The organism is Limnobacter sp. G6BE5S (assembly GCF_058448965.1).
The window spans coordinates 94,329-116,003 of record NZ_JBZFLM010000005.1 but is presented as its reverse complement, the minus strand read 5'-3'; the positions used below and the strand labels follow the sequence as shown (position 1 = coordinate 116,003).

The window sequence follows — 21,675 nt, the reverse complement described above, 5'->3', positions numbered from 1 at the left end:
CCCCACATACTTCTCTCCGAACTAAAAACCGAAGGGTCTCAAGCCACTGTCGAACTGAATAGCGTCCGAAGGACGAGCGTTTGTTAATGCAAGGGTTTCAACCACGAGCGACTCGAACATCGGGCGCTGGTCTTCGGTCAACTCGGCACCGTCAAACTGAATAAACGGATCGGCTCCGCCTTTGATGGTGGCCAACAAAGCCATTTCAAGCACAGAGCCGGGTAAATTCACGTAATCCGAAGTAGACAGCCAACCCGCTGCTTTGCTTCGATTCTCGACCCCGCCTTCAAGCCAATTGCAGGCGTGCCGAAGCGCCTTGATCAAGCCACTCAGGGCAACAGGGTTCTCAGACGCCCAGGCGCGCGTGCAGCCCAATACTTTTTCAGGGGCTTTGGGCCACAAACTGTTGGAGGTAGCCACAATGGTGCCAAGCCCCTCATTCACCGCCAGGGAGTTATAGGGCTCGCCCACACAAAATGCATCGATCAAACCAGCTTGAAGCGAGGCCACCATGCGAACCGGCGGGACCACTTCAAAACGTACATCCTGATCCGGGTCTACATCATTCGAACGCAACCAGCGGCGAAGCTGCAAAGTGTGCATGGAAAACGGAAACACCGTGCCAAACACCATGGAACGTTCCTCCCGGGATTTTGCTGCACGCAATTTTGAACCCAGCGTTTCACCTTCAACAAGCCCGGCAATCAACGCGGCCAAAGGCTTGCTAACCGTGATGGCATTGCCGCTTCGATTCAATACCAGCGGTGCCAATACGTCTTTTTTGGGAGAGCCCCCCAAACCCAGCTGCAAGGCGATCGCCATGGGCGAGAGCATGTGAGCGGCTTCAATTTCGCCATAAGCCAGCTTGTCGCGCAGCGTGGCCCAGGATGGCTGCCTGACCAGATCTACAGACAAATGTTCAGCCTCGAAAAAACCCATTTTCTGGGCCACCACGAATGGAGCGGAGTCGGTGAGTGCGATGACGCCAATGCGAATTTCCTGTTGCATTACAAACCACCTCCGCCCAACATTTCAAACACCTCAATCACATTGCGGGCTGTGTCTACCAGGCGCTGGTTGCGCTCCATGGCAAGCTTTCGCATGGCGTGGTAGGCCTCGTCTTCATTGAATTTTCGGTGCTTCATCAACAGGCCTTTGGCTTTGTCAATCAGCTTGCGGTCCGCCAGCTGATCACGGGTTTTCTGCAACTCGTTTCTCAACGCCTGAAATTCACGAAAACGCGCCACGGCCACCTGCACAATGGGGCGAACCCGATCCGGGTTCATGCCGTCGGCCACGTAGGCACTTACACCAGCCTTGATCGCACTGGCGATCGTGTCCTCATTGTCTTCATCAGAAAACATGATCACAGGCTTGGGATTGCTTCGCGACAAAACCGCCATGTTTTCCAGGCAATCGCGATCGGGTGAGTCGATGTCCACAATCACGATGTCGGGTTGAGACACCGCCACGTGTTCAGCCAACCGATCAGCTGAACTAAGACGGGACACCAACACATAACCAGCATCTAGCAAGGCGCGTTCCAGTATGGCGGCACGGCCTGGTTCCTCGTCAACCAGCAGTACTTTCAGTGGCGGTGTGGCGGCTTTGCCGGGTTTACTCTTTTCCATGAATGGGTGTACTCATCCTCAAGGGGCCAATCGGGACATTGCCCAAGAATCACCTTGCAAGGTGTAAGCCAGGCGATCGTGAAGTCGCGACGGCCGCCCTTGCCAGAACTCAAAAAAATCGGGTACGAGACGGTAACCGCCCCAAAATGGAGGCCGGGTCTGCGGGTCGCCCTGTTGTTCTTCCTGGGCCTGCTTGACTCGCGCTTCAAGCACTTCTCGAGAGTTGATTACCTGGCTTTGAGGCGAAGCCCACGCACCCAGGCGACTACCCGCTGGTCGCGAGAGATAATACGCATCAGACTCTTCTGGGCTACACTTCTCAATCCGGCCCTCGATTCGCACTTGCCGCTCCAGCTCAGTCCAGTGAAACAGAATTGCGGCATGTGGATTCTGCGCCAACTCCTGGCCTTTTCGGCTTTCGTAATTGGTGAAAAAAGTAATGCCACGCGCATCCAGCCCCTTGATCAACACGATACGCGCCGATGGCCTTCCCTTGGCATTCACTGTGGCCAGTGTCATGGCGTTGGGCTCGGGCAAATCTGCATTCAATGCTTGATCAAACCAAAGCTTGAAGAAGTCGAATGGATCGGCCAAGGCATCGGCCTCATTCAGCGTGGCTTGGGTGTAATCTTTTCGAAGATCTGCGATTGACATAAAACGGAACTCCTTGGTGCTGCTAAAGGTATGATGACCTTTATTTTCACATGCTGCCAGCACCACAATGAAGAGCAATGCCGATCTGATTGACGAATTCTGCACCACTTTGTGGCTTGAAGAAGGATTGGCCAAAGCCACGCTACAGGCCTACCGCAGCGACTTGCAGCAACTGGGCAACTGGCTTGAAGAACAATTTGCTGAAAACCTGCTGCAGGTCAGCAGCGAACACATCCGAAACCATGTACACGATTTGCTGGAATTGAAGCCCAGCAGCCTGAACCGAAAACTAAGCAGCTACAAACGTTTTTACCTGTGGCTAATCACCAGCAAACAACGCGAGGACAACCCGTGCGCGCAGTTACAAAGCGCGAAACGTGGCCTGCGCATACCAAAAACATTGAGCGAACAACAAGTACTGAACCTGCTGGCTGCACCCGATTTAAGCCATGCCGCAGGGCAGCGCGACAAAGCCATGCTTGAATTCATGTACGCCAGCGGCCTGCGCGTGAGTGAACTGGTGAACATGCCCCTGCGAGCCGTTGACCTGAATGTTGGCGCGGTGAAGGTGCTGGGCAAAGGCAACAAGGAACGCTTGGTACCCATGGGCGAACCCGCAAGGTTGGCGATTCAGCTTTACCTGCAGCAGGCTCGCGGTGAATTGTTGAAGGGCAAAACCAGTGATTTTTTGTTTGTAACCCATTTTGGCACCCCCATGACCCGCCAAGGTTTCTGGAAAAATATCAAGCGGCTCGCCTTGCAGGCAGGCATTGAAACCCCGGTAAGCCCGCATGTGTTGCGCCATGCCTTTGCCACGCATTTGATTAACCATGGCGCGGACTTGCGAGTGGTGCAACTGCTCTTGGGGCATGCCGACATTGGAACGACGCAAATTTATACCCATGTGGCCAAAGAACACCTGCACACCTTGCTGAATCAAAGCCACCCACGCTCAAAAAGTCGCTAAAATCGACGCCAAAGCCCAATAACAAGGAGACACCTTTGCTTAATTTCGCCGCAGGCCTGCTAATCGCCTACCTGATTGGTTCTATTTCGTTCGCAGTGGTTGTTTCCAAATTCGTTGGCTTGGCCGACCCCCGCACTTATGGCTCCAAAAACCCCGGCGCCACCAACGTGCTGCGCAGTGGCAACAAAAAAGCTGCTGTTCTTACTTTGCTTGGGGATGCACTAAAAGGCACTGCGGCCGTTGCACTGGCCTTTCACTTTCAAGACCAGTTGGGCTACAGCCGCACCGACATTGCCTGGATAGGCCTGGCCGCTTTCATCGGCCATTTGTACCCGATTTTCTTCAAGTTTGAAGGCGGCAAAGGCGTTGCCACCGCACTGGGTGTACTGCTTGGCCTGAACTGGATACTGGGTCTGGCCACCGCAGTGACCTGGGTCGTGATTGCTTACTTTTTCCGTTATTCATCGCTGGCTGCGCTCATTGCCGCGCTGTTTGCCGTGTTTTACAACGTGCTGCTGTTCGGTATTAACGGACAAGCGGCAGCAATTACCATTATGTCGGCACTGCTGATTTACCGGCACAAACAGAATATTGCAAACTTGATTGCAGGCAAAGAAAGCAAAATTGGTCAAAAGAAAAGTTAAGCGCCAATGTTGCTTTCTTGATCAGAATGCTTAAGCCACGGCTGCTTTCTCGTAAAACTGCCAGTGGCCTTTATCGCCTGTCCCATCGTATCGCAAGGTAGGCCAAGTATCCGGGTGACCGTGTTGCTCCACTTTGTAATTGTCCGGCAAATACAAATCTGGCACCGTGTCACTTCCATTGTGAATGATCAATGGAAGTTTCAAGGCCTTGAAAAACAGAACCCCGAAATCACCCTCTGTTTGCGGATTTTCACCGTTCTTCAGTTGATTCAGCGTTGCCAGCGTATTGCCCTTCTTCCAGCTGCCATCTGCCCGATCCATTAATGAAATCATCAGGGCTCGCTGCTTGTACTCGAGATCTGGTTTGGTCTGTAAACCGTTTAGTGGATCCGCCTTGATTTGGTCGTAGATTTGCCCAATTTCAGTGGAAGTTAAATTGCGCGAACCCAACTCATCGTTCATGGACTGAGCCACCAACCCAACCCTTGCCATGAATTCGTCTTTGGGGAGCGCATTTACAGCAGCCCCCCACGACGACCGAAGCCAGCACCTTGCTTTGTCACCAGAAACATTTTGAATTGTGCGTGCGCCAAGCGGTGTAAGTTGGTTTTGTAATGCAGCGCCTCTTCTAATATTCAGTAAAGTCGGCGCTAGCTCCTTCATCTTCTCCAAGATCCGCGCTGGAATGTCGTTGACATTCCGATTTACAAATACAGCGATTTCATTCAATGACTCAAGATCTTTAAAATAAGCCTTTACCTGTTGATCCGAGAAAGCGGGACTTCCTTCTGGATAATTGACTTGAAAAGCTTCTTGATACTCAGTCTTCAACCTGGCCAGTTGCTGCTTCGGGTTTGAGCCCTCGTTAAGAACACCGCCCCACAGATTAGAAATCCATTGATTGCTCGACGCTACTGGCGGCGCACCCACTGGGGGTACTGAAGCGGTGCGAACCAAAGGTGCCGAGGAAGACGCCACAGGTTTAAGCGGTGCTTCAGCAGACGTGTTCACCGCAAATTTACTCAAGTGTGTTGTTGCGTAATTCGGAATGCTGTTGGTCTGGACCGAAGACAGCCCAATCACATTCGGCATTGATCGTCCCTTGGAAAGGGGTTCCCAGGCCGTGTTCAAGAAGTCACCTGTAGAAACAAGAATTCTCTTGAGCTGAGGGCTCAATTCTCCCTTCATTTCAACAGTCAAACTTTTGCCACCCAGGTATTTGATCAGGGCCTGCGCATTACTCACATCGGTCATGTTTTTCGACTGGGTCAGTGGCTGCAACTGACGCTTCAAATCCGCAATAAGTACAAGGTTTTCTGGTCGATCAAACTGCTGACGCAGGAGCTCCTTCTGACTAATGTTCGACAAATAATTTTGCAGTGACGACCAACCCTCTCGAATTGCAGTACCACCAGCGAGATTAATAAAATGCCCCACAGAGGTTGAAGCCCTGCGGAAGATACCTTTGCGTCCATTCGCTGCAATTTCCGCTGAGTTATTCCTTGCCACCGAAATCGATTTGTCAGCACCTCCAGCTTCTCTTCTCGCAACCCACGAAGCCGCGTTGTTGTGAAACTCAATCAACACCTGTTTGAATAAAAGTTGCTTCTCGGCACTGACTGGCTGTTCGTTTTTTTCTGAGCGCTGAATCTCGCCTTCAAATTGTTTCAGCGATTTCATGAAACGAGTCACCTCAACATGGTTGCCGACCAACAAATCATTGGGTAATGCGGCAAGAATCAATGAAGAGGCCTCAACCGCATGCTGGGGCGTAATAACGACATGCTCGAGGGTTACTGGCTGTCCTTCCCTGAATATCTCTTTCTGCAGGATGGTCGACAAATGACTTAAAAATGACAAGCGCTTACCCACATATTCCCCGGGGTCTCGCGCATACACTCCGGCACGGCCAACCATGAACTTCTTGAGTGGGCTGAATCCAGATTCAACCTTGTAGGCCAAAGACGGCGCATCAAGCTGCAAGGTTTCTGCATTAAAACCTGCGGCTGTTACATTACAAGCCGACAGTCGATGAATGTATTTTCTGCCTTCTTTGGTGCTGAGAAAATCGAGCATCTTGTTTGTACGCTCACTACCCGCCGCACGCAAAGTACCCCCCAGTTCACTGAGGAATGAACGTCGGTCGCCACGCACCGTGTCGACTGCCGGATCTTTTGAGTGTTCATACGCATTAAAGTCGGAACCAAACTCTGCCAGGTGAGTTCGCACAGCAACCGACCTGGAAATCACGTCATTGCTCCTTCCGGAACGCCCATATTCCAAAGCCTGATTCAAGCTGAATCCATCGTTGACCGATGGCGACTCAACTCCGTTTCCAAGCATGTCTAGATTAAAAGGCAGTACGTTGGCTTTATTACGCGCAATTCCAAACTGAAAATTCAATTCCCGGATGGCGATCAAGTCAACACCTGCCGCCGATACCGTGCGCTGAAGTTGAGCAATTTTCAGTTTCTGGTTTTCAATCGTCTTGATATTCTTTTCGCATGCTGTGGTTTGGCCTAGCAGTGATTCGAGTTCTTTAACATCACCTGTTTTTTTTGCATCGTTTCGCTTTGACTCCAGATCTGGCAGTTTTTCCTTCTCCAGCTTCTCAAACGCATTCACCCTTTCAGCAAGGGCATTCAGCTTGGCGGCGTTCAGCTCGGCCTGGGGCTCCAGTACAGGTATCACGATGTTGTTTACTGATGCAGCCAATTGAGACTGTAGTTTTTTGAAACCGGGAACAGCAGCCTCATGCTTGGCTTTCTGATCCCGCACCCTGTTCGACCAGTGGGTTTCAATTTTTCGCACCGATGACTTTTCGGGGTGCACAGATGCTTCAGTGGAAGACTCAGGCTTTCTGCCAGCGGCAAAAGCCTCAATGGTTGAGTGCTGAATGCGTCGGTCTGCGACGGATTTATCCTGCTCCCGATTGGTCAGGTCAGTTTTTCGCAGGTTATCAACAAGACTTTTCTTTTCCGACGATGCTATTTTCACCAGCACTTTGACACTGGACTCTGTATGAACCAGTGCATTCTGAAGTGTATCCAGATCGGGCAGCGATTCAATATTGGCGGTTGCTTCACCAATTTGTTGTTCCAACAATGCTTGGCGCTTTGTCGACTCTAGTTCTTTTTTGTATTGAATGAGTTTTTCCGGCACCCCTTCATGAACCGCAACTTGTTGCAAGCTGTTGAGAATCTTAGTTTCTTTGGAGGGGCCACCAAACAAATTCCCCAATAGCCCCCACAGACCGGTGGCCTTGGGTGATGCCTTGGGCGATTCCGTGGGTGTCACAGACGATGAAGTTGCTGAAGCGGTCGAAGTTGTGGTGGAGGTTGGTGTTGCTGATGGGGATGCAGTGCCGCGCGTGGCTACATACGTTTTCTTGAGTGCCTGAACGACCAATGATTTAATTTCATCGGCATGCTGCCCACCACCTGCTTCTACTTTTCTGGCCAAGTTATCAATCAATAAGTTCAAGGCATCACTGATCTCTTCCGTACCATTCACCAAGTAGCAATCTTTCATCAAATCGATGACGTGGGGTTGCTCAACTGGCGCTTTTCCAAAATCGGCATTGCGCTGAGTTGCAGCCAAACCTGACGTAATAACGGGTGAAATTGAAGTGTCTTTGTGGGGTGTCGCGGAAGAACCTGAGCCAGTACCTCGAGTGGTCACAGGTGTGGATATAGTCGTTGAATTGGTCATGACGAAGTACTCCGATGGTTCAGTTCAAGTTAATTCGGTTGGAGTTTTGAGGCTTTGGAGTTTTCGGAGATCCTCAGAATCAGTGACGATATTGAGCTTCAATACCAAAAGCCTGTTCTTGATGTAGGAGACGGGGTCTGGGTGATCATCAGTGGGCATAATTTTCAGGCCACTCAAGGTTTGCTCAAGTAATTTGAAATTGCCGAGCAAATCTGCTTGCAAATCTGCAGCAAGGTCTTGGCCGCAAACAGAGCGTGCAAGTTCTTCGGCCGTACTCAGTGCTTGATTCCAGTTTGCCTCAGGATTTTTTACAAGATCTGCACTGAGCTTGTTCCAAATGGCCAGTGCAGCTTTCGAGATGCCAGCATCGCTCGCAGACCTGCCGCTTACAGGCAGACCAGCAGCGCTTTGCGCAACAATATCTTGAGGAGTGAAGGATTCTGAACTCCCAACTCCGGAGAGACTGTCCGGCATATATTCCCCTTGCTCAACTCTTAGCAAAACGACAGGGGAAAAATCCCCTTTCATTTAAGGAACAAATGCGGCCAGAAAGTTCCTCCGGCAATTGGTGAAATTCAGGTTCTATTGGTATAAAACTGCGCCAGGGCTACGGTAGTGTGGCCAGCCTTCTTTCCCTTGGCTTTGGCCATGTCCTGTGGGCTGCCCTGTGCCACAAGCTGCCCACCGCCGATACCCGCTTCCGGGCCCATGTCGATTACCCAATCCGCTTGTGCAATCAAATCCAGGTCGTGTTCAATCACCACCACGGTGTGGCCTGCATCTACCAAACGGTGCAACACAGCGATCAGCTTTTCCACATCGTTCATGTGCAAACCAACCGTGGGCTCATCCAGCACATACAAAGTGGGTGGGCTCATTTGCACACCCGCCTTGTTTTCGCGCACCTTCACCAGTTCGGTTACCAGTTTGATACGCTGTGCCTCGCCGCCACTCAAGGTTGGGCTGGGTTGGCCAATGGTCAAGTAACCCAAACCCACATCGTTCAACAAATTCAGCGCCTGCGCTATGGCCGGGTGAGCCTCAAAAAACGGTGCAGCCTCTGAACAACTCATATTCAAAATTTCAGCAGCGGTTTTGTCGCGCCAGGTAACCTGCAGTGTTTCGGGGTTGAATCGTTTGCCGCGGCAGGCTTCGCACACCACTTTCACATCAGGCAGGAAGTTCATTTCAATGGTTTGCATGCCTTGCCCATCACACACCGGGCAGCGGCCTGGCCCGGCATTGAAGCTGAAGCGGTTGGCTGCAAAGCCACGCATGCGCGCTTCAATGGTGTCGGCGAGCACATTGCGAATTCGGTTCCAAAAGCCAATGTACGTGGCTGGGCAACTGCGCGGTGTTTTGCCAATCGGGGTTTGGTCCACTTCAAGCACCCGTGCTACCTGCTGCGCACCCTCAATCGATTCGCAAGCGAACCAGTTGTGAACCGGCTTGCCTTTCTTGTTTTGATTCGCGACATATTGGCGCATATTGGCCAGCAGAATATCGCGGGCCAAAGTGGATTTGCCACTGCCGGAAACACCGGTAATGGCTACCAAACGGCCCAGTGGAATGTCCACATTCAAGCCGGTGATGTTGTGAAGTTTCGCGCCCTTGATTTTTAGCCGTGCAGTGTCTTGATCAACGGGTCGCTTCGGGTTTGCAAGATGCGGAATCGGGCTTTTCAAATAGCGCCCTGTCAGCGAATTCTTATCGGCAGTCACTTCAGCCACGGTGCCCTGGGAAATAATTTCACCACCCAGCTTGCCTGCGCCGGGGCCAATGTCCACCAAGCGGTCTGCACGGTTCATGGTGTCAATGTCGTGTTCAACAATGACCAAAGTATTGCCCTTGGCGCGCAGTTCTTCTAGCGCGTCCAGCAGGCGGTGATTGTCACGGGTGTGCAGGCCAATGGTGGGTTCATCCAGCACGTAACACACACCGCGCAGGTTGGTACCCAGTTGCGAAGCCAAACGAATGCGCTGCGCCTCGCCGCCACTCAAGGTGGGTGCACTGCGGTTCAGGTGCAGGTAATCCAGCCCAACCTGTTTCAGAAACTTCAAACGACCCGCCATTTCAATGCGAATGTCTTTCGCAATTGCGGTTTCACGTTCGTCCAGCTCAAGTTGATCCACCCACTTCAAGGCATCGCTTACGGTTTGGTCGGCCAATTCGGCAATATTGCTGTTCTTGAATTTCACGGCCAATGCGGTGGGGTTTAGGCGTTGGCCATTGCATGAGCCACACACCATGCTTTCGCGAAGGTAAGTTCCCTCATCATTCTCCTCCGCACTTTTGTCTTGTTCGGAAAGCCACTTGCCTTCTTCGCCGGTGGTTTCCGCATCGAAGCCTTCCACTTCCTCGCCCACACCGAAGCAGCTAGAACACCAGCCGTGTTTGCTGTTGTAGCTGAACAGGCGTGGGTCCAGTTCCGGGAAGCTGCGCGCGCAACTTGGGCAGGCACGCTTGGTTGAATAAAAGCGTATGGAAGGTGTTTCGCCCTTCTTGCCCTGCGCCTCCACCATCACCGTGCCTTTGCCGTATTCAAGGGCAAGTGCCAACACCTCACGCAATTCTTTCTCGCCCTTGGCTTGAATGCTCAAGATTTTTACTGGCAATTCAATGTGGTGTTCCTGATAACGGGCCAGCTTGGGCCATGGGTTGGTGGGCACATATTCCCCGTCCACCCGCAGGCGCTCATAGCCGCGATCAACTGCCCATTTTGCAATTTCGTTGTAAATACCCTTGCGCCCCTGCACCAGCGGTGCAAGCAAAGTAATTTCCTGCCCTTTGTAGTGCTGCATGATTTGCGCCAACATGCTGTCCATGCTTTGCGGGGCAATGGGCACTTCGCAAGTGGGGCAATGCTGAATACCCAGCTTCACAAACATAAGGCGCAGGAAGTGATACACCTCGGTTACTGTAGCCACCGTACTTTTTCGACCACCCCGGCTGGTGCGCTGCTCAATGGCCACTGTGGGTGGAATGCCAAAAATAGCGTCTACATCGGGCTTGGCAGCAGGCTGCACAAACTGGCGCGCGTAAGCATTCAAACTTTCAAGGTAGCGGCGCTGCCCTTCAGAAAACAAAATGTCGAAAGCCAGCGTGGATTTTCCGCTGCCGGAAGGCCCGGTGATCACGGTCATTTTTTCGCGCGGAATGGTCAAGCTGACATTTTTCAGGTTGTGCTCACGCGCATGCAGAATTTCAATGCCGTCGGTCTGCCCGCGCCTGCTGACTGCCGTTTTCAAACCATACAGTGCCGCTGCTTCAGCCACCAAATGATCGTTACTGCCTTTATTCAAATCAGCTGCATGCAGCAAATTTGTTTGCGCAAGGTACTGCTTGATTGCAATACCCGTGTGGCTAACCTTGTTTTTTGCAAGTTGCTCTGGCGTGCCTTGGGCCACCAGTTCACCACCGTATTCACCCGCTTCGGGGCCCAGGTCAATCAGCCAGTCGGCTGCACAAATTACGTCCAGGTTGTGCTCCACAATCAGCACGCTGTGCCCGGCTTCTTGTAACAAACGCAGTGAACGCATCAACTTGGCCACGTCATCAAAATGCAGGCCCGTGGTGGGTTCATCAAACACAAACAAGTCGCCGCGCGTGGCCACTTTCTGGCCACGCGCGGTGGGTTTCAAATTGGCCAGAAAACCGGCCAGTTTCAGGCGTTGTGCTTCGCCACCACTGAGGGTGGGCACAGGTTGGCCAAGGCGTAAATAATTCAAACCCACTTGGGCAAGGGGTTGCAGTGCCTTCATCAAGGCAGCGTCTTTGTCGAACAAGTCCAGTGCTTGGTCTACCGTTAATTCCAGCACTTGCGCCATGTTCAACACCTGGCCTTTGCGCTCCAGTGTTACTTCCAGTGCTTCCGGGCGATAGCGTGTGCCATTGCATTCACCGCAACGCAAATACACATCGCTGAGAAACTGCATTTCAACGTGTTCAAAGCCATTGCCACCGCACATCGGGCAGCGGCCATCGCCACTGTTGAAACTGAAAAAACCCGGCTTGTAATCGCGTTCTACTGCAATTTTTGTTTTGGAAAACAGTTTGCGCAGTTCATCAAATGCGCCCACATAACTGGCCGGGTTGCTTCGCGTGGTTTTGCCAATCGGGCTTTGATCCACAAAGGCCAGTTGCGCAATGTGCTCAACACCGTCCAAAGAATCAAACTCACCGGGTGCTTCAGTGGGCTCACCCTTGATTTTTTTAATCGCAGGAACCAGCACGTCTTGCACCAAAGTGCTTTTGCCTGAACCAGACACACCCGTGAGCACCACCAGCCTGTTCAATGGCAATTTGAAATCAATGTTCTGCAGATTGTTGGCGCGCACACCGGTCAGCACAATGTGTTCTTTCGAGTCACCGAGCGGTTTGATTTTGTCCACCACTTTCAGCTCGCCTTTCAGGTAGCGCGCTGTGAGCGAGTTTGATTTATCGATTGTTGCAGGCGCACCATCAAACACAATGTTGCCCCCCGCCTCGCCAGGGCCTGGGCCAATGTCCACCAGCCGGTCCGCCTGATTCATCAACTGCGGGTCGTGTTCAACAACAACCAAAGTATTGCCCGCGTCTTTCAAGCGCTGCATGGCTTGGGCCACGCGTGCAATGTCGCGGGGGTGCAGGCCAACCGAGGGCTCATCCAGCACAAACAAGGTGTTCACCAATGAACTGCCCAGCGCAGTGGTCAAGTTGATTCGCTGTACTTCACCGCCACTGAGCGTTCTGCTTTGCCGGTCCAAAGTTAAATAACCCAAACCCACTTGAATCAAGAAGCCCAAGCGCGTGCGAATTTCTTGCAACACCAAATCGCTGGCTTCGTCCAACGCGCCGGGCAGTTGCAGGTTTTTAAACAGCTGCGCCACTTTCAGCAGCGGCATTTGCATGATTTCATGAATGCTGTACTTTGCTGTTTCGCTGGGCAATTTCCACAACAGGGAATCGGGTTTTAAACGTGCGCCATTGCAATCGCCGCAGGGTGTGTAACTGCGGTATTTGGAAAGCATGACCCGCACGTGCATTTTGTAGGTGCGGCTTTCAAGCCATTCAAAATAACGGGCCACGCCATAGAACAAGTGGCCGTCCCAATTGCCGTCAAAATTTGCATCACCTTCTATTACCCACAACTTGTGTTCTTCGGGCAGGTGCTTGTAGGCAATGTCGGTGGCTATGCCGCGCTTCTTGGCAAACTTCACCAAATCTTTCTGGCAGCTTTTGAAGCTTTCCGTGGTCCAGGGTTTTACGGCGCCCTCTTCCAGCGATTTGTTTTCATCGGGGATCACCAAGCCGTAATCAATACCAATCACCCTTCCAAATCCACGGCAGGTGTCGCAGGCTCCCAGGGGGGAGTTGAAGCTGAAATGGCTGGGCAGTGGGCTTGAATAATCCAGGTCGCAGGTGGCGCAATGCAGGCCTTCGGAGTAGCGCCAAGGCTCCTGTTCCGCACCGTCTTCTTCATGCAGGGTAAACACATTCACCTTGCCCTTGCCCCGGTGCAAAGCACTTGCCACAGCGTCGCTAAAACGGCTTTCCTCAACCCCAGCCACACGGAAGCGGTCTTGCACCACATCCAGCAGTTTTTCCACCACGCTGCGGCCTTTTTTAATCGGCGTTTCACGGTGAATTCGGGTGTAGCCCTGCGCGCTTAAAAAGTCTTCAATTTCTTGGGCGGTGAATTTTGCAGGCACACGCACCGGGAAGGTAACCACCAGGCGCTGGTCGTTTTGGGCAGCCGCTTTGTCCAGTATCGATTGCTTGATGGTGGCCACGGTGTCTTCACGCACCCACTGGCCACACTGGCGGCAATGCAGGTGAGCGGCGCGGGCATAAATCAACTTCAAGTGGTCGTTGATTTCAGTCATCGTGCCCACGGTGCTGCGGGAGGTGCGCACGGGGTTGGCCTGATCAATTGCAATGGCAGGCAGCACGCCTTCAATGCTGTCTACATCGGGTTTGTCCATGCGGTCCAGAAACTGACGCGCGTAAGGCGAGAAGGTTTCAACGTAGCGGCGCTGACCCTCGGCGTACAGGGTGTCGAACACCAGCGAACTTTTACCGCTACCCGACACACCGGTGAACACTGTGATTTCACCAGTTTTAATGTCGATGTCGACATTTTTCAGGTTGTGCTGGCGGGCACCCTTGATGCGAATTACGTTACCTAGGTATTGAGAATTTTGATCTTTTTTTGATTTGCTAGTCATGGGGTGCCTGCAGGTAAACCAGTTGCTACATGACTTTGATTGTACTGGGGGAGGCGCACCTTGATCTGCTTGCCCACCACCAAGCTTCGATTACCTTTAGAAAAAATCCCGCTCGGGGTTTTAAACCCGGCGGGATTATTTGTTCTTAACCAACAGTTGTCGGCAGCTAAACCCTGATATCAGGCAACCTGAGCCAACCTGCGTTTGCGCACACCTTGGGCCAATGTCTCCAGCACTTGCAGGCTGTCGTCCCAGCCAATGCAACCATCGGTAATACTTTGACCGTAGGTTAATGGCTTGCCGGGCTCCAAATCCTGGCGACCTTCCACCAAATGGCTTTCAACCATGACACCCATAATGCGTGCGTCGCCTGCAGCCAATTGCTCGGCGATGTTTTCACACACGCCAACCTGGTTTTTGGGCACTTTGCTGCTGTTACCGTGGCTTGCATCAATCATGATACGGGCAGCCAGGCCTGCTTTGCCGATGTCTGCAGAGGCGGCTTCAACAGAAGCTGCGTCGTAGTTGGGGCCTTTGCCCCCACGCAGAATGATGTGGCAGTCTTCGTTGCCAGAGGTACTGACAATTGCACTTCGACCTTCTTTGGTGACACTCAGGAAGTGGTGTGGGTGCTGCGCAGCCTTGATCGCATCCACGGCAATTTTCACATTGCCGTCGGTACCGTTCTTGAAACCGACCGGGCAGCTAAGGCCAGAAGACAACTCACGGTGAATTTGACTTTCAGTGGTGCGGGCGCCAATGGCACCCCAACTGACCAAATCAGCAATGTACTGGGGAGTGATCATGTCGAGAAACTCGGTACCCGCTGGCAAACCAAGGCCGTTGATGTTCAACAGCACTTCACGGGCCATGCGCAACCCTTTGTTGATCTCGAAGCTACCGTCCAGATTGGGGTCGTTGATCAGCCCTTTCCAGCCCACAGTGGTGCGTGGCTTCTCGAAATACACGCGCATCACAATTTCCAGGTCTTCCGCGTATTTTTCGCGATACACCTTCAGCTTGTTGGCATATTCCATGGCGGCTTTCACATCGTGAATTGAGCATGGGCCCATCACGACGATCAAGCGATCGTCGCCACCATGCAAAATTTTGTGCATGGCATTGCGAGAACCCGCCACTGTGTCTGCAATTGCAGGGGTAACGGGCACGTCTGCGATCAAGGCCGCAGGGGTGATCAGTTCTTTAATTTCTTTGATTCTCAAGTCGTCTGTTACCGTGTTCATGCCAATTCTCCTGAATGCTGGCGCGCTTTTTGTTCAAAGTGTCGGTTCAAAAAAAAACCGCCAGGGGTTTAGGGCCTGGCGGTTTTGGGATTCATTTGAACTATGTGTTTTTACGCACAACCCTCTTCCGCCGCTTGCCCGTACCAGGCAAAGAAGCCAAAAAAAGCATAAAAAGAGTGCGCGAAAATCGTGTTCATCTTTTAAATGTAATCAATTCATGGCCGCTGTGCAAGCGCGCTGAACGGAATTCTAGCAAGTCACAGGTGGATGTGGTTGGCATCCCACTGAAAAATCAAGGAATTTCATTACTGCGTACCGCCCATGACCAAGCCGTCGATGCGCAAGGTGGGCTGACCAACGCCCACGGGTACACTTTGACCTTCTTTGCCACAGGTACCCACGCCGTCGTCAAGCGCCATGTCATTACCAACCATGCTGATTTTCGTGAGCGAGTCGGGGCCATTGCCGATCAGGGTCGCACCCTTAAGCGGATAGGTGATTTTGCCGTTTTCAATTTTGTAGGCCAGCGAAGCCGAGAACACAAATTTGCCGCTGGTAATGTCTACCTGGCCACCGCCAAAGTTCACGGCATACACACCATCTTTGACACTGGCAATAATTTCCTCAGGGGTTTTATCGCCGTTCAGCATGTAGGTGTTGGTCATGCGGGGCATGGGCAAATGAGCAAAACTTTCGCGGCGACCATTGCCAGTCACCGGCATTTTCATCAGGCGCGCATTGGTAATGTCTTGAATGTAGCCCTTCAAAATACCGTCTTCAATCAAGGTTGTGCACTGGGTTTTGTTGCCTTCATCGTCGATATTCAGCGAACCACGGCGGCTGGCCAGGGTGCCATCGTCCACAATGGTGACGCCTTTGGCCGCCACACGCTGACCAATCATGCCGGAGAATGCACTGCTGCCCTTGCGGTTGAAATCGCCTTCCAGGCCGTGGCCAATCGCTTCATGCAGCAAAATGCCGGGCCAGCCAGAACCCAGCACCACGGTTTGGGTACCCGCCGGGGCAGGGCGAGCCTCCAGATTGATCAAAGCCTGATCAACCGCGGTGTGCGCATGGTGCATTAAAAATGCGTCGTTGAAATGGCCAAAGTCATAACGACCACCTGCGCCCGATGATCCGGTCTCGCGACGACCTTTTTGCTCAACCACCACGCTCACATTCACACGCACCAAGGGGCGTACATCCGCGGCCAGAACACCGTCGCTTCGGGCGACCAGCACCACATCGTACGCACCCACAATATTGGCCATGACCTGCTTTACGCGTTTGTCGCGTTTGCGGGCGAATTGTTCAAGGCGCTTGAGCAGGTCCACTTTTTCAGTGGAGGTTAGCGTTGGAATGGGGTTCAAGGGGCTGTACAGCGCCCTGCTTTCAGCACCCGCAAAACCTTTGCCTGTTTTCAGGTTGCGGTTGGCGGTTTTTCCCAGGCTTGCAATTTCACGCACCGATTTGGCAGCTGCCAAAATGGGTTTGAATGCGATGTCGTCGGAATAGGCAAAAGCAGTTTTGTCGCCGCTTACGGCACGCACGCCCACACCTTGTTCAATGTTGTAGCTGCCCGATTTCACAATGCCTTCGTCGAGCGACCAGCCTTCGATGCAGCCGTACTGGAAGTACAAATCGGCGAAATCTACCTTGTGTGAGAAAATTTCACCAAAGGCCTTTTGAATGTGGCCCTCATCGATACCGTAGGGGGTCCACAACAGGCTTTGAGCGGTGGCCAGGTTGGAAATGGCGGGGTCTACTACTTTCATTTTGAATCCTTTAAAGCACGCGGTGCGTAAGCGCGGGCAAGCTGTTTCGCACATCAACTATCTTAGCAGGGTCAAGCTGACCCAGCACAACCCCCTCGCCTTCTTCCAGCACATTCTCAACCTCGCCCCACGGGTTCACCAACATGGAATGGCCCCAGGTGCGGCGTCCGTTCTCGTGCAGGCCGCCTTGGCCACAAGCCAGCACATAACACTGGTTTTCAATGGCGCGGGCACGCATGAGCACCTCCCAGTGCGCCCGGCCGGTGGTGTAGGTGAATGCAGCGGGCATCACGATTAGGTCAACTTTGCCCATGGCGCGGTAAAGCTCGGGAAATCGCAGGTCGTAACACACTGAAAGACCGATTTTGAAGCCATCCACATCCGCCACCACTGGCGTGTTCCCCGGCAGCAACACACGGGCCTCATCGTAACTTTCCTGCCCTTTGGTGAAGCAAAAAAGGTGAATTTTGTCGTAGCGTGCTGTGCATTCGCCCTGCGGGTTGAACACCAGGCTGGTGTTGTACACACGGCCATCCACCGGGCTGGAAATTGGCAAGGTGCCCGCCACAATGTGCAAATTTCGAACTGCGGCCTGATCAGCCAGGAACTGCTGAATGGGGCCACTGCCGAAGGGCTCGGCGATCGCGAGCTTGTCCGTGTCTTTGTGACCCATCAGGCAAAAATACTCAGGCAACAACACCATGCGTGCGCCCTGCTTTGCCGCCTGCCCGATCAGGCGTTGCGCAATATCCAGATTGCGCTCAAGGTCGGGGGTGGCAATCATTTGCAGGCTGGCAACCATCATGGGCTTGCTCATGCTAATTCCTTGTGTTGGAGTCATTGGTGGGCGGCGTTACAGGGTCGCCCTTTCGAACCCGTTCAATGACCGGGGCCACCCATGGGCCGCTTACTTTGTACTGAAACGAGAAAATCTTTGACAGTGGGTCTTTCAGTACAAAATCGGCAATCAATGACGCAATACCCACCGCGGGGTTGGCCGCGATCACGGAATAAATCAGCGAACCACCCGTTGGATTCAGATCAGGCAACACAACCACATTCAGGTTTTGGGTTTCACTTTCAAGGTCCAGCTTGCCGTCCATCAACACGGTGGCGCTGGGCCCGGTCATTTTGAAGTTCTGGGTGCTGGCAATGCCCTCTTTCAGGGTCACATCAGCTTCCATGGTGTCGTACGCAAAACCTTCTGAAAACACGTCTTTGAAATCAAGTGCAAAACGGCGCGGGATACTTTGCAGTGAAAGCACGCCCAGCAATTTGGCAACACCGGGATCCGCCTTCAAAAATTGCCCTTTGCTGCTTTTCAGCTTGAATTGACCGCTCAAACTGCCGTAATCAATGTTCGTGGGGGCATCATCCCAGCGCAATCGCCCAACCAGCGTACCCTCTCCACCTTGAAAAACCCCAGCCATGCCAAGTCGGGTTAACAACCCACCCGCATTTTTCACGGTTTGGTCAACGTCAATGTCGGTGCGCTGATTCTTCAGGTTTTCGCCATACTGCCAAACCCCTTTTGCCCGAATAATCGATTCGGGGTTTTCTATGCGGAGTTCTTCCAGCTTCCATTCTTTTGGGCGTTGCCCCAGCACCGCACGCGCCTGTTCCTCACGGCTTTGATTCACCGCGATCAATTTAAGGCTACCCAAAACCAGGTCATTCAAACTGAAATTGTCCACCTGCACATCCAGGGCTGGAATACTGGAAGCCGGTTCTTCGACCAAATCACGGATATCGCTGTCCAGCGTTTTCGGAATAACCAGGGTTTTAAATCTCGCCAACACAGCGCCATCCGGGCGTTGTTTGTCTGAAATCCAGGAAAGATAACCATCGACACCTTTGGCCTTCACATCAAACTGCCATCGCTTTTCAACAGTGCGCGCGGCCACTGACACGCCTTCGAATGATTTGCTGCCCACATTCAAACGCTCTGTGCGAATTCCAACTTTCAGTTTCACATTGGTTTCGGTGGTGGGGTCACCCATCAGTTCGCCCATCAAGCCCGTGTTGCCAGATGCCGAGGTGATGTCGTTGAAAATGGTGCGCCACGTGTCCAAATCAATAGTCGGCACCCGAATATCGCCCTGTATGCCAGCAGTGGGAGCAGCCAAAGGTGCGCCGATCGCAAACTGCAAGGAATCAATACCAGCTTGACCACCGTCATCAAGAACCGCAGCACGCAGCTGTGCCAGTGGCTTGGTATCCAGACCCAAATCCACTTGCCAACGTTCGCCCTGCGCAGTGGCGGTTTGGTTCAGCTTGAATGGCAAACGGGCATCTGCCTTTTTGGCAAAAGGCGCTGGTAACTTCACCTCCAGCCCCTGCAACTGACTGTTGACATCAACTGCCACACCATTGTCGCGTGTTGCCACCACCACCGTATACGGTGCACTACCGGCCAAATAAGGTTCGCTCAACGGGTTCAAATATTGGGCAAGTCCCTTGGCACGCGCTGTGCCATTGGCCCTGATTTCCATTCGTCCGCTGGCGTCGGTGGTGCCTTTGACCACAACCGGGCCACCCAAGGCCTGGCCTTGAAGTTGGTCGATGAACAAACCCTTGTTGGAAAACTGGATGAGCCCATCCACATTGCTGACCACCGGCATACCCCGCACCACACGTATGGAGTTGCCCTTCAGTTGCAAATCTCCTTTCACCTGGGTTTTCTCGGGAGCTGCAATTGGAATGGACAGGCGCAAATCAAGATTGGCATTGCCCTCAACCTGGGCATTAATCAGTGCTTCGTTCAGAATTTCCCGAACCGGGCTTTGATTCACAAAAGCCACCATTTTGCTCAATTCGCCCTGACCTTGCCCCTTGATTTCCAGCAGTGGTTCCCAGGCATCCAGGTTGTCAATGCTGGCTTGAACAGCTTTCAGACTTACCCCTGAAGTTTCAGCAATATCAGCCTGAATCAACATGCGCTTGCCAATGAAGGTGGCCTTGCCGTCCACCTTTTGAATGCCTGGCCAACCCGGGGCATAGGTCAGCTCACCATTTTCGAAAGGCACTTCGATCTTGAACACACCGGGGTGCTTGGGATCTGCAAAGGGAAAGTCGCTTAATCGGCCAGACAGTTCAAACTGACCATTCTTTGCCATGCCAGCTTTCAAATTCTCGGCCAGCCATTCCCGTGCACTGGCCCCAATCACCAAGGGGAGATAATTGGCCACCCGCTCAATATTGGCCATGGGCAGGGTGCCCTTGATGTCAATGACGTCCGATTCATTCCGGCGAAACTGGTAACTGCCTTCAACTTGCGCCTGCAAATCAGAGTTGCTGACCGTCAGTTGCTCCACTGAAAACTCTGCCGGCTGATTGGCGGTGAACACATCTCGCCAAGCGCCCCGGCCTTCAATGGCGTCGAAAGCGAGTGTTTCTGCTGCAAATATTTCAGGCAATGAAATCTCAGAATTACTTCCCCCCAAGGTCCATTCTCCCTTGGAGTCACTGCCTTTGAATGTGCCGCTGAGGTTTTTAAAACCGGTGATTCTGCCATTTGATTTTGGCGAAGTGTCGCGATACAGCACAGTGAGTTTGCTGAAATCAACATCGGACTTGAACGACACGGATTCCTCATGAGGCTTGTCCCCTGCGGTTCTCCAATCCAAAGCAACCCGGTTGATCATTCCGGCCACTTCAAAAGACTTCAGGGTTTCAAGCCGCTGAAGTTGACCCAAGTGCGGGCCCAATTCCAGCACCACAGCCTGCGCCTGGGCCGCGTCCAGCTGTTGAATTTGTATGCCCCAGTCAACCCCGTCGGCGCTGGCTTGCTTCTTGAGCGACAGGTCGGTGGGGCCGAACTGCTTTTGACCGGCGATCTGCCCCTTCAATTGTCGAATCGAAATGGCATTCGGTTCAAACAATGCATGTTGACCCTGAACTTCAATCAGCGCGCTGGTGTTGGTCATGTCAAAAGGCGCAGCATCCACCTCGGGATTGGAAAAACGCAATTTACCCACCCGCGCATCCAGCAGTGAGCGTTGCACCAAACCATCCTCAAAATCAATCCACAATCTTCCCTGTGGCTGGGTTAAGTCCACATCCAGGCCAAAAGTTTTGAACACCGACTCCAGCGGTTCCGTTTGGTCCACCAGCGTATTGAGATAAAAGCTGCCTTTCCATTTGCTCACATCGCCCAGTTGGCGTTCAAGCAAGGGCGTTTTAAAGTTCAAACGGGCATTGACCGGTGTTTGGGCCAACACAGGCAGCTTGAAAGTAAGGCCAGCCTGGTGGCGACTTATACCATTCTCGATGAGCAGCTCAGTCTCGATGGCTTGCGCCTGGGGAAACTGTCCCATGGCGTCTGTCCAGTTCAAAACGCCATTTGTCAGCAACACGCGTTGTTGTGCCAGCAACCAGTCCAGGCCAGGGTTACCTTCAGTTCCGTCGTCCAGCATGGGAATGCCGGCCACTTCAAAAATGCCTTGGGAATTGCGCACCACACTGAGTTCTGGCGACTGTACTTCCAGGTTTTTCAAGCGGGGGTTGAATGCAAGAATACTGGGCAAAGACCAGGTTAACTGCACTTGTTCGGCAGTAAACCCGGGGGCACCATTGGCTTGGGGCAAACGAACGTTTTGAACCACCAGCAAGGGGCCAAAGCCTCGCCAACTGGCTTGTATCTCGCCAATTTCAATCGGGGTGCCGGTTTGGTTTTGTAAAAACTGCTGAATCTCGGGGCGGTAACGATCCACTTCAGGCAACACCAACCACTTAACTGCCAGCAAAGCCATGCACAGGGGGGTATACACCGCAATCAATACCCAAAACAACACCGCCCCTGCACGCCGAAGCGTGGGGTTGCCCGTGACTTGTTGCACCAGTG

Annotated in this window: 12 protein-coding genes; 2 read left to right on the top strand and 10 right to left on the bottom strand. The window is 52.7% G+C overall.

What is annotated here, in order from left to right:
• Positions 1–21 precede the first annotated feature (21 nt).
• Genes ACVL1J_RS10280 through pdxH form a run of 3 tightly spaced genes read right to left on the bottom strand, consistent with a single transcriptional unit; the run spans position 22 to position 2,285 of the window.
• Entirely contained in the window at positions 22–1,008 is a 987-nt protein-coding gene (locus tag ACVL1J_RS10280; RefSeq protein WP_341236521.1) for a CmpA/NrtA family ABC transporter substrate-binding protein, read from the bottom strand.
• The gene (locus tag ACVL1J_RS10275; protein WP_159572703.1) at positions 1,008–1,631 is read right to left on the bottom strand and encodes an ANTAR domain-containing response regulator; all 624 of its coding nucleotides are present in this window, start codon (positions 1,629–1,631) and stop codon (positions 1,008–1,010) included. Before ACVL1J_RS10275 ends, ACVL1J_RS10280 begins: the two co-directional genes overlap by 1 nt.
• An 18-nt stretch (positions 1,632–1,649) precedes the next feature.
• On the bottom strand, positions 1,650–2,285 hold the full coding sequence (gene pdxH, locus ACVL1J_RS10270) for a pyridoxamine 5'-phosphate oxidase (RefSeq protein WP_341236522.1): 636 nt from the start codon (positions 2,283–2,285) through the stop codon (positions 1,650–1,652).
• A gap of 67 nt (positions 2,286–2,352) precedes the next feature.
• Between pdxH and xerD the strand changes: the two genes are divergently transcribed.
• Together xerD and plsY are read left to right on the top strand one after the other, a co-directional pair.
• Positions 2,353–3,252, top strand: a complete 900-nt coding sequence (gene xerD, locus ACVL1J_RS10265; protein ID WP_159572699.1) for a site-specific tyrosine recombinase XerD — start codon at positions 2,353–2,355, stop codon at positions 3,250–3,252.
• Positions 3,253–3,287: 35 nt separating this feature from the next.
• Positions 3,288–3,896: a glycerol-3-phosphate 1-O-acyltransferase PlsY gene (plsY, locus tag ACVL1J_RS10260; protein WP_159572697.1), complete on the top strand. Its 609-nt coding sequence runs from the start codon at positions 3,288–3,290 to the stop codon at positions 3,894–3,896.
• Positions 3,897–3,926: 30 nt separating this feature from the next.
• On the opposite strand, the gene ACVL1J_RS10255 is transcribed toward plsY, so the two are convergent.
• The 7 genes from ACVL1J_RS10255 to ACVL1J_RS10225 all read right to left on the bottom strand — a co-directional run bounded on the left by ACVL1J_RS10255 (position 3,927) and on the right by ACVL1J_RS10225 (position 21,670).
• On the bottom strand, positions 3,927–7,607 hold the full coding sequence (locus ACVL1J_RS10255) for a hypothetical protein (protein ID WP_341236523.1): 3,681 nt from the start codon (positions 7,605–7,607) through the stop codon (positions 3,927–3,929).
• 24 nt (positions 7,608–7,631) lie between these two features.
• A complete protein-coding gene (locus ACVL1J_RS10250) occupies positions 7,632–8,135 on the bottom strand; it encodes a hypothetical protein (protein WP_341236524.1) in 504 nt (167 codons plus the stop codon).
• 47 nt (positions 8,136–8,182) lie between these two features.
• Positions 8,183–13,813: an excinuclease ABC subunit UvrA gene (gene uvrA / locus ACVL1J_RS10245; protein ID WP_341236525.1), complete on the bottom strand. Its 5,631-nt coding sequence runs from the start codon at positions 13,811–13,813 to the stop codon at positions 8,183–8,185.
• A gap of 179 nt (positions 13,814–13,992) precedes the next feature.
• Positions 13,993–15,057: a 3-deoxy-7-phosphoheptulonate synthase AroG gene (gene aroG / locus ACVL1J_RS10240; protein WP_341236526.1), complete on the bottom strand. Its 1,065-nt coding sequence runs from the start codon at positions 15,055–15,057 to the stop codon at positions 13,993–13,995.
• Between the two features lie 305 nt (positions 15,058–15,362).
• Positions 15,363–16,832, bottom strand: coding sequence for a metalloprotease TldD (gene tldD, locus ACVL1J_RS10235; RefSeq protein WP_341236527.1), 1,470 nt, complete (start codon positions 16,830–16,832; stop codon positions 15,363–15,365).
• A gap of 10 nt (positions 16,833–16,842) precedes the next feature.
• Positions 16,843–17,649 carry a carbon-nitrogen hydrolase family protein gene (locus tag ACVL1J_RS10230; RefSeq protein WP_371717406.1) on the bottom strand — a complete coding sequence of 269 codons (807 nt, stop codon included), beginning with the start codon at positions 17,647–17,649 and terminating at the stop codon, positions 16,843–16,845.
• A gap of 1 nt (position 17,650) precedes the next feature.
• Complete coding sequence (locus ACVL1J_RS10225; RefSeq protein WP_491665332.1) at positions 17,651–21,670, bottom strand: YhdP family protein; 4,020 nt, start codon at positions 21,668–21,670, stop codon at positions 17,651–17,653.
• Positions 21,671–21,675: the final 5 nt, after the last annotated feature.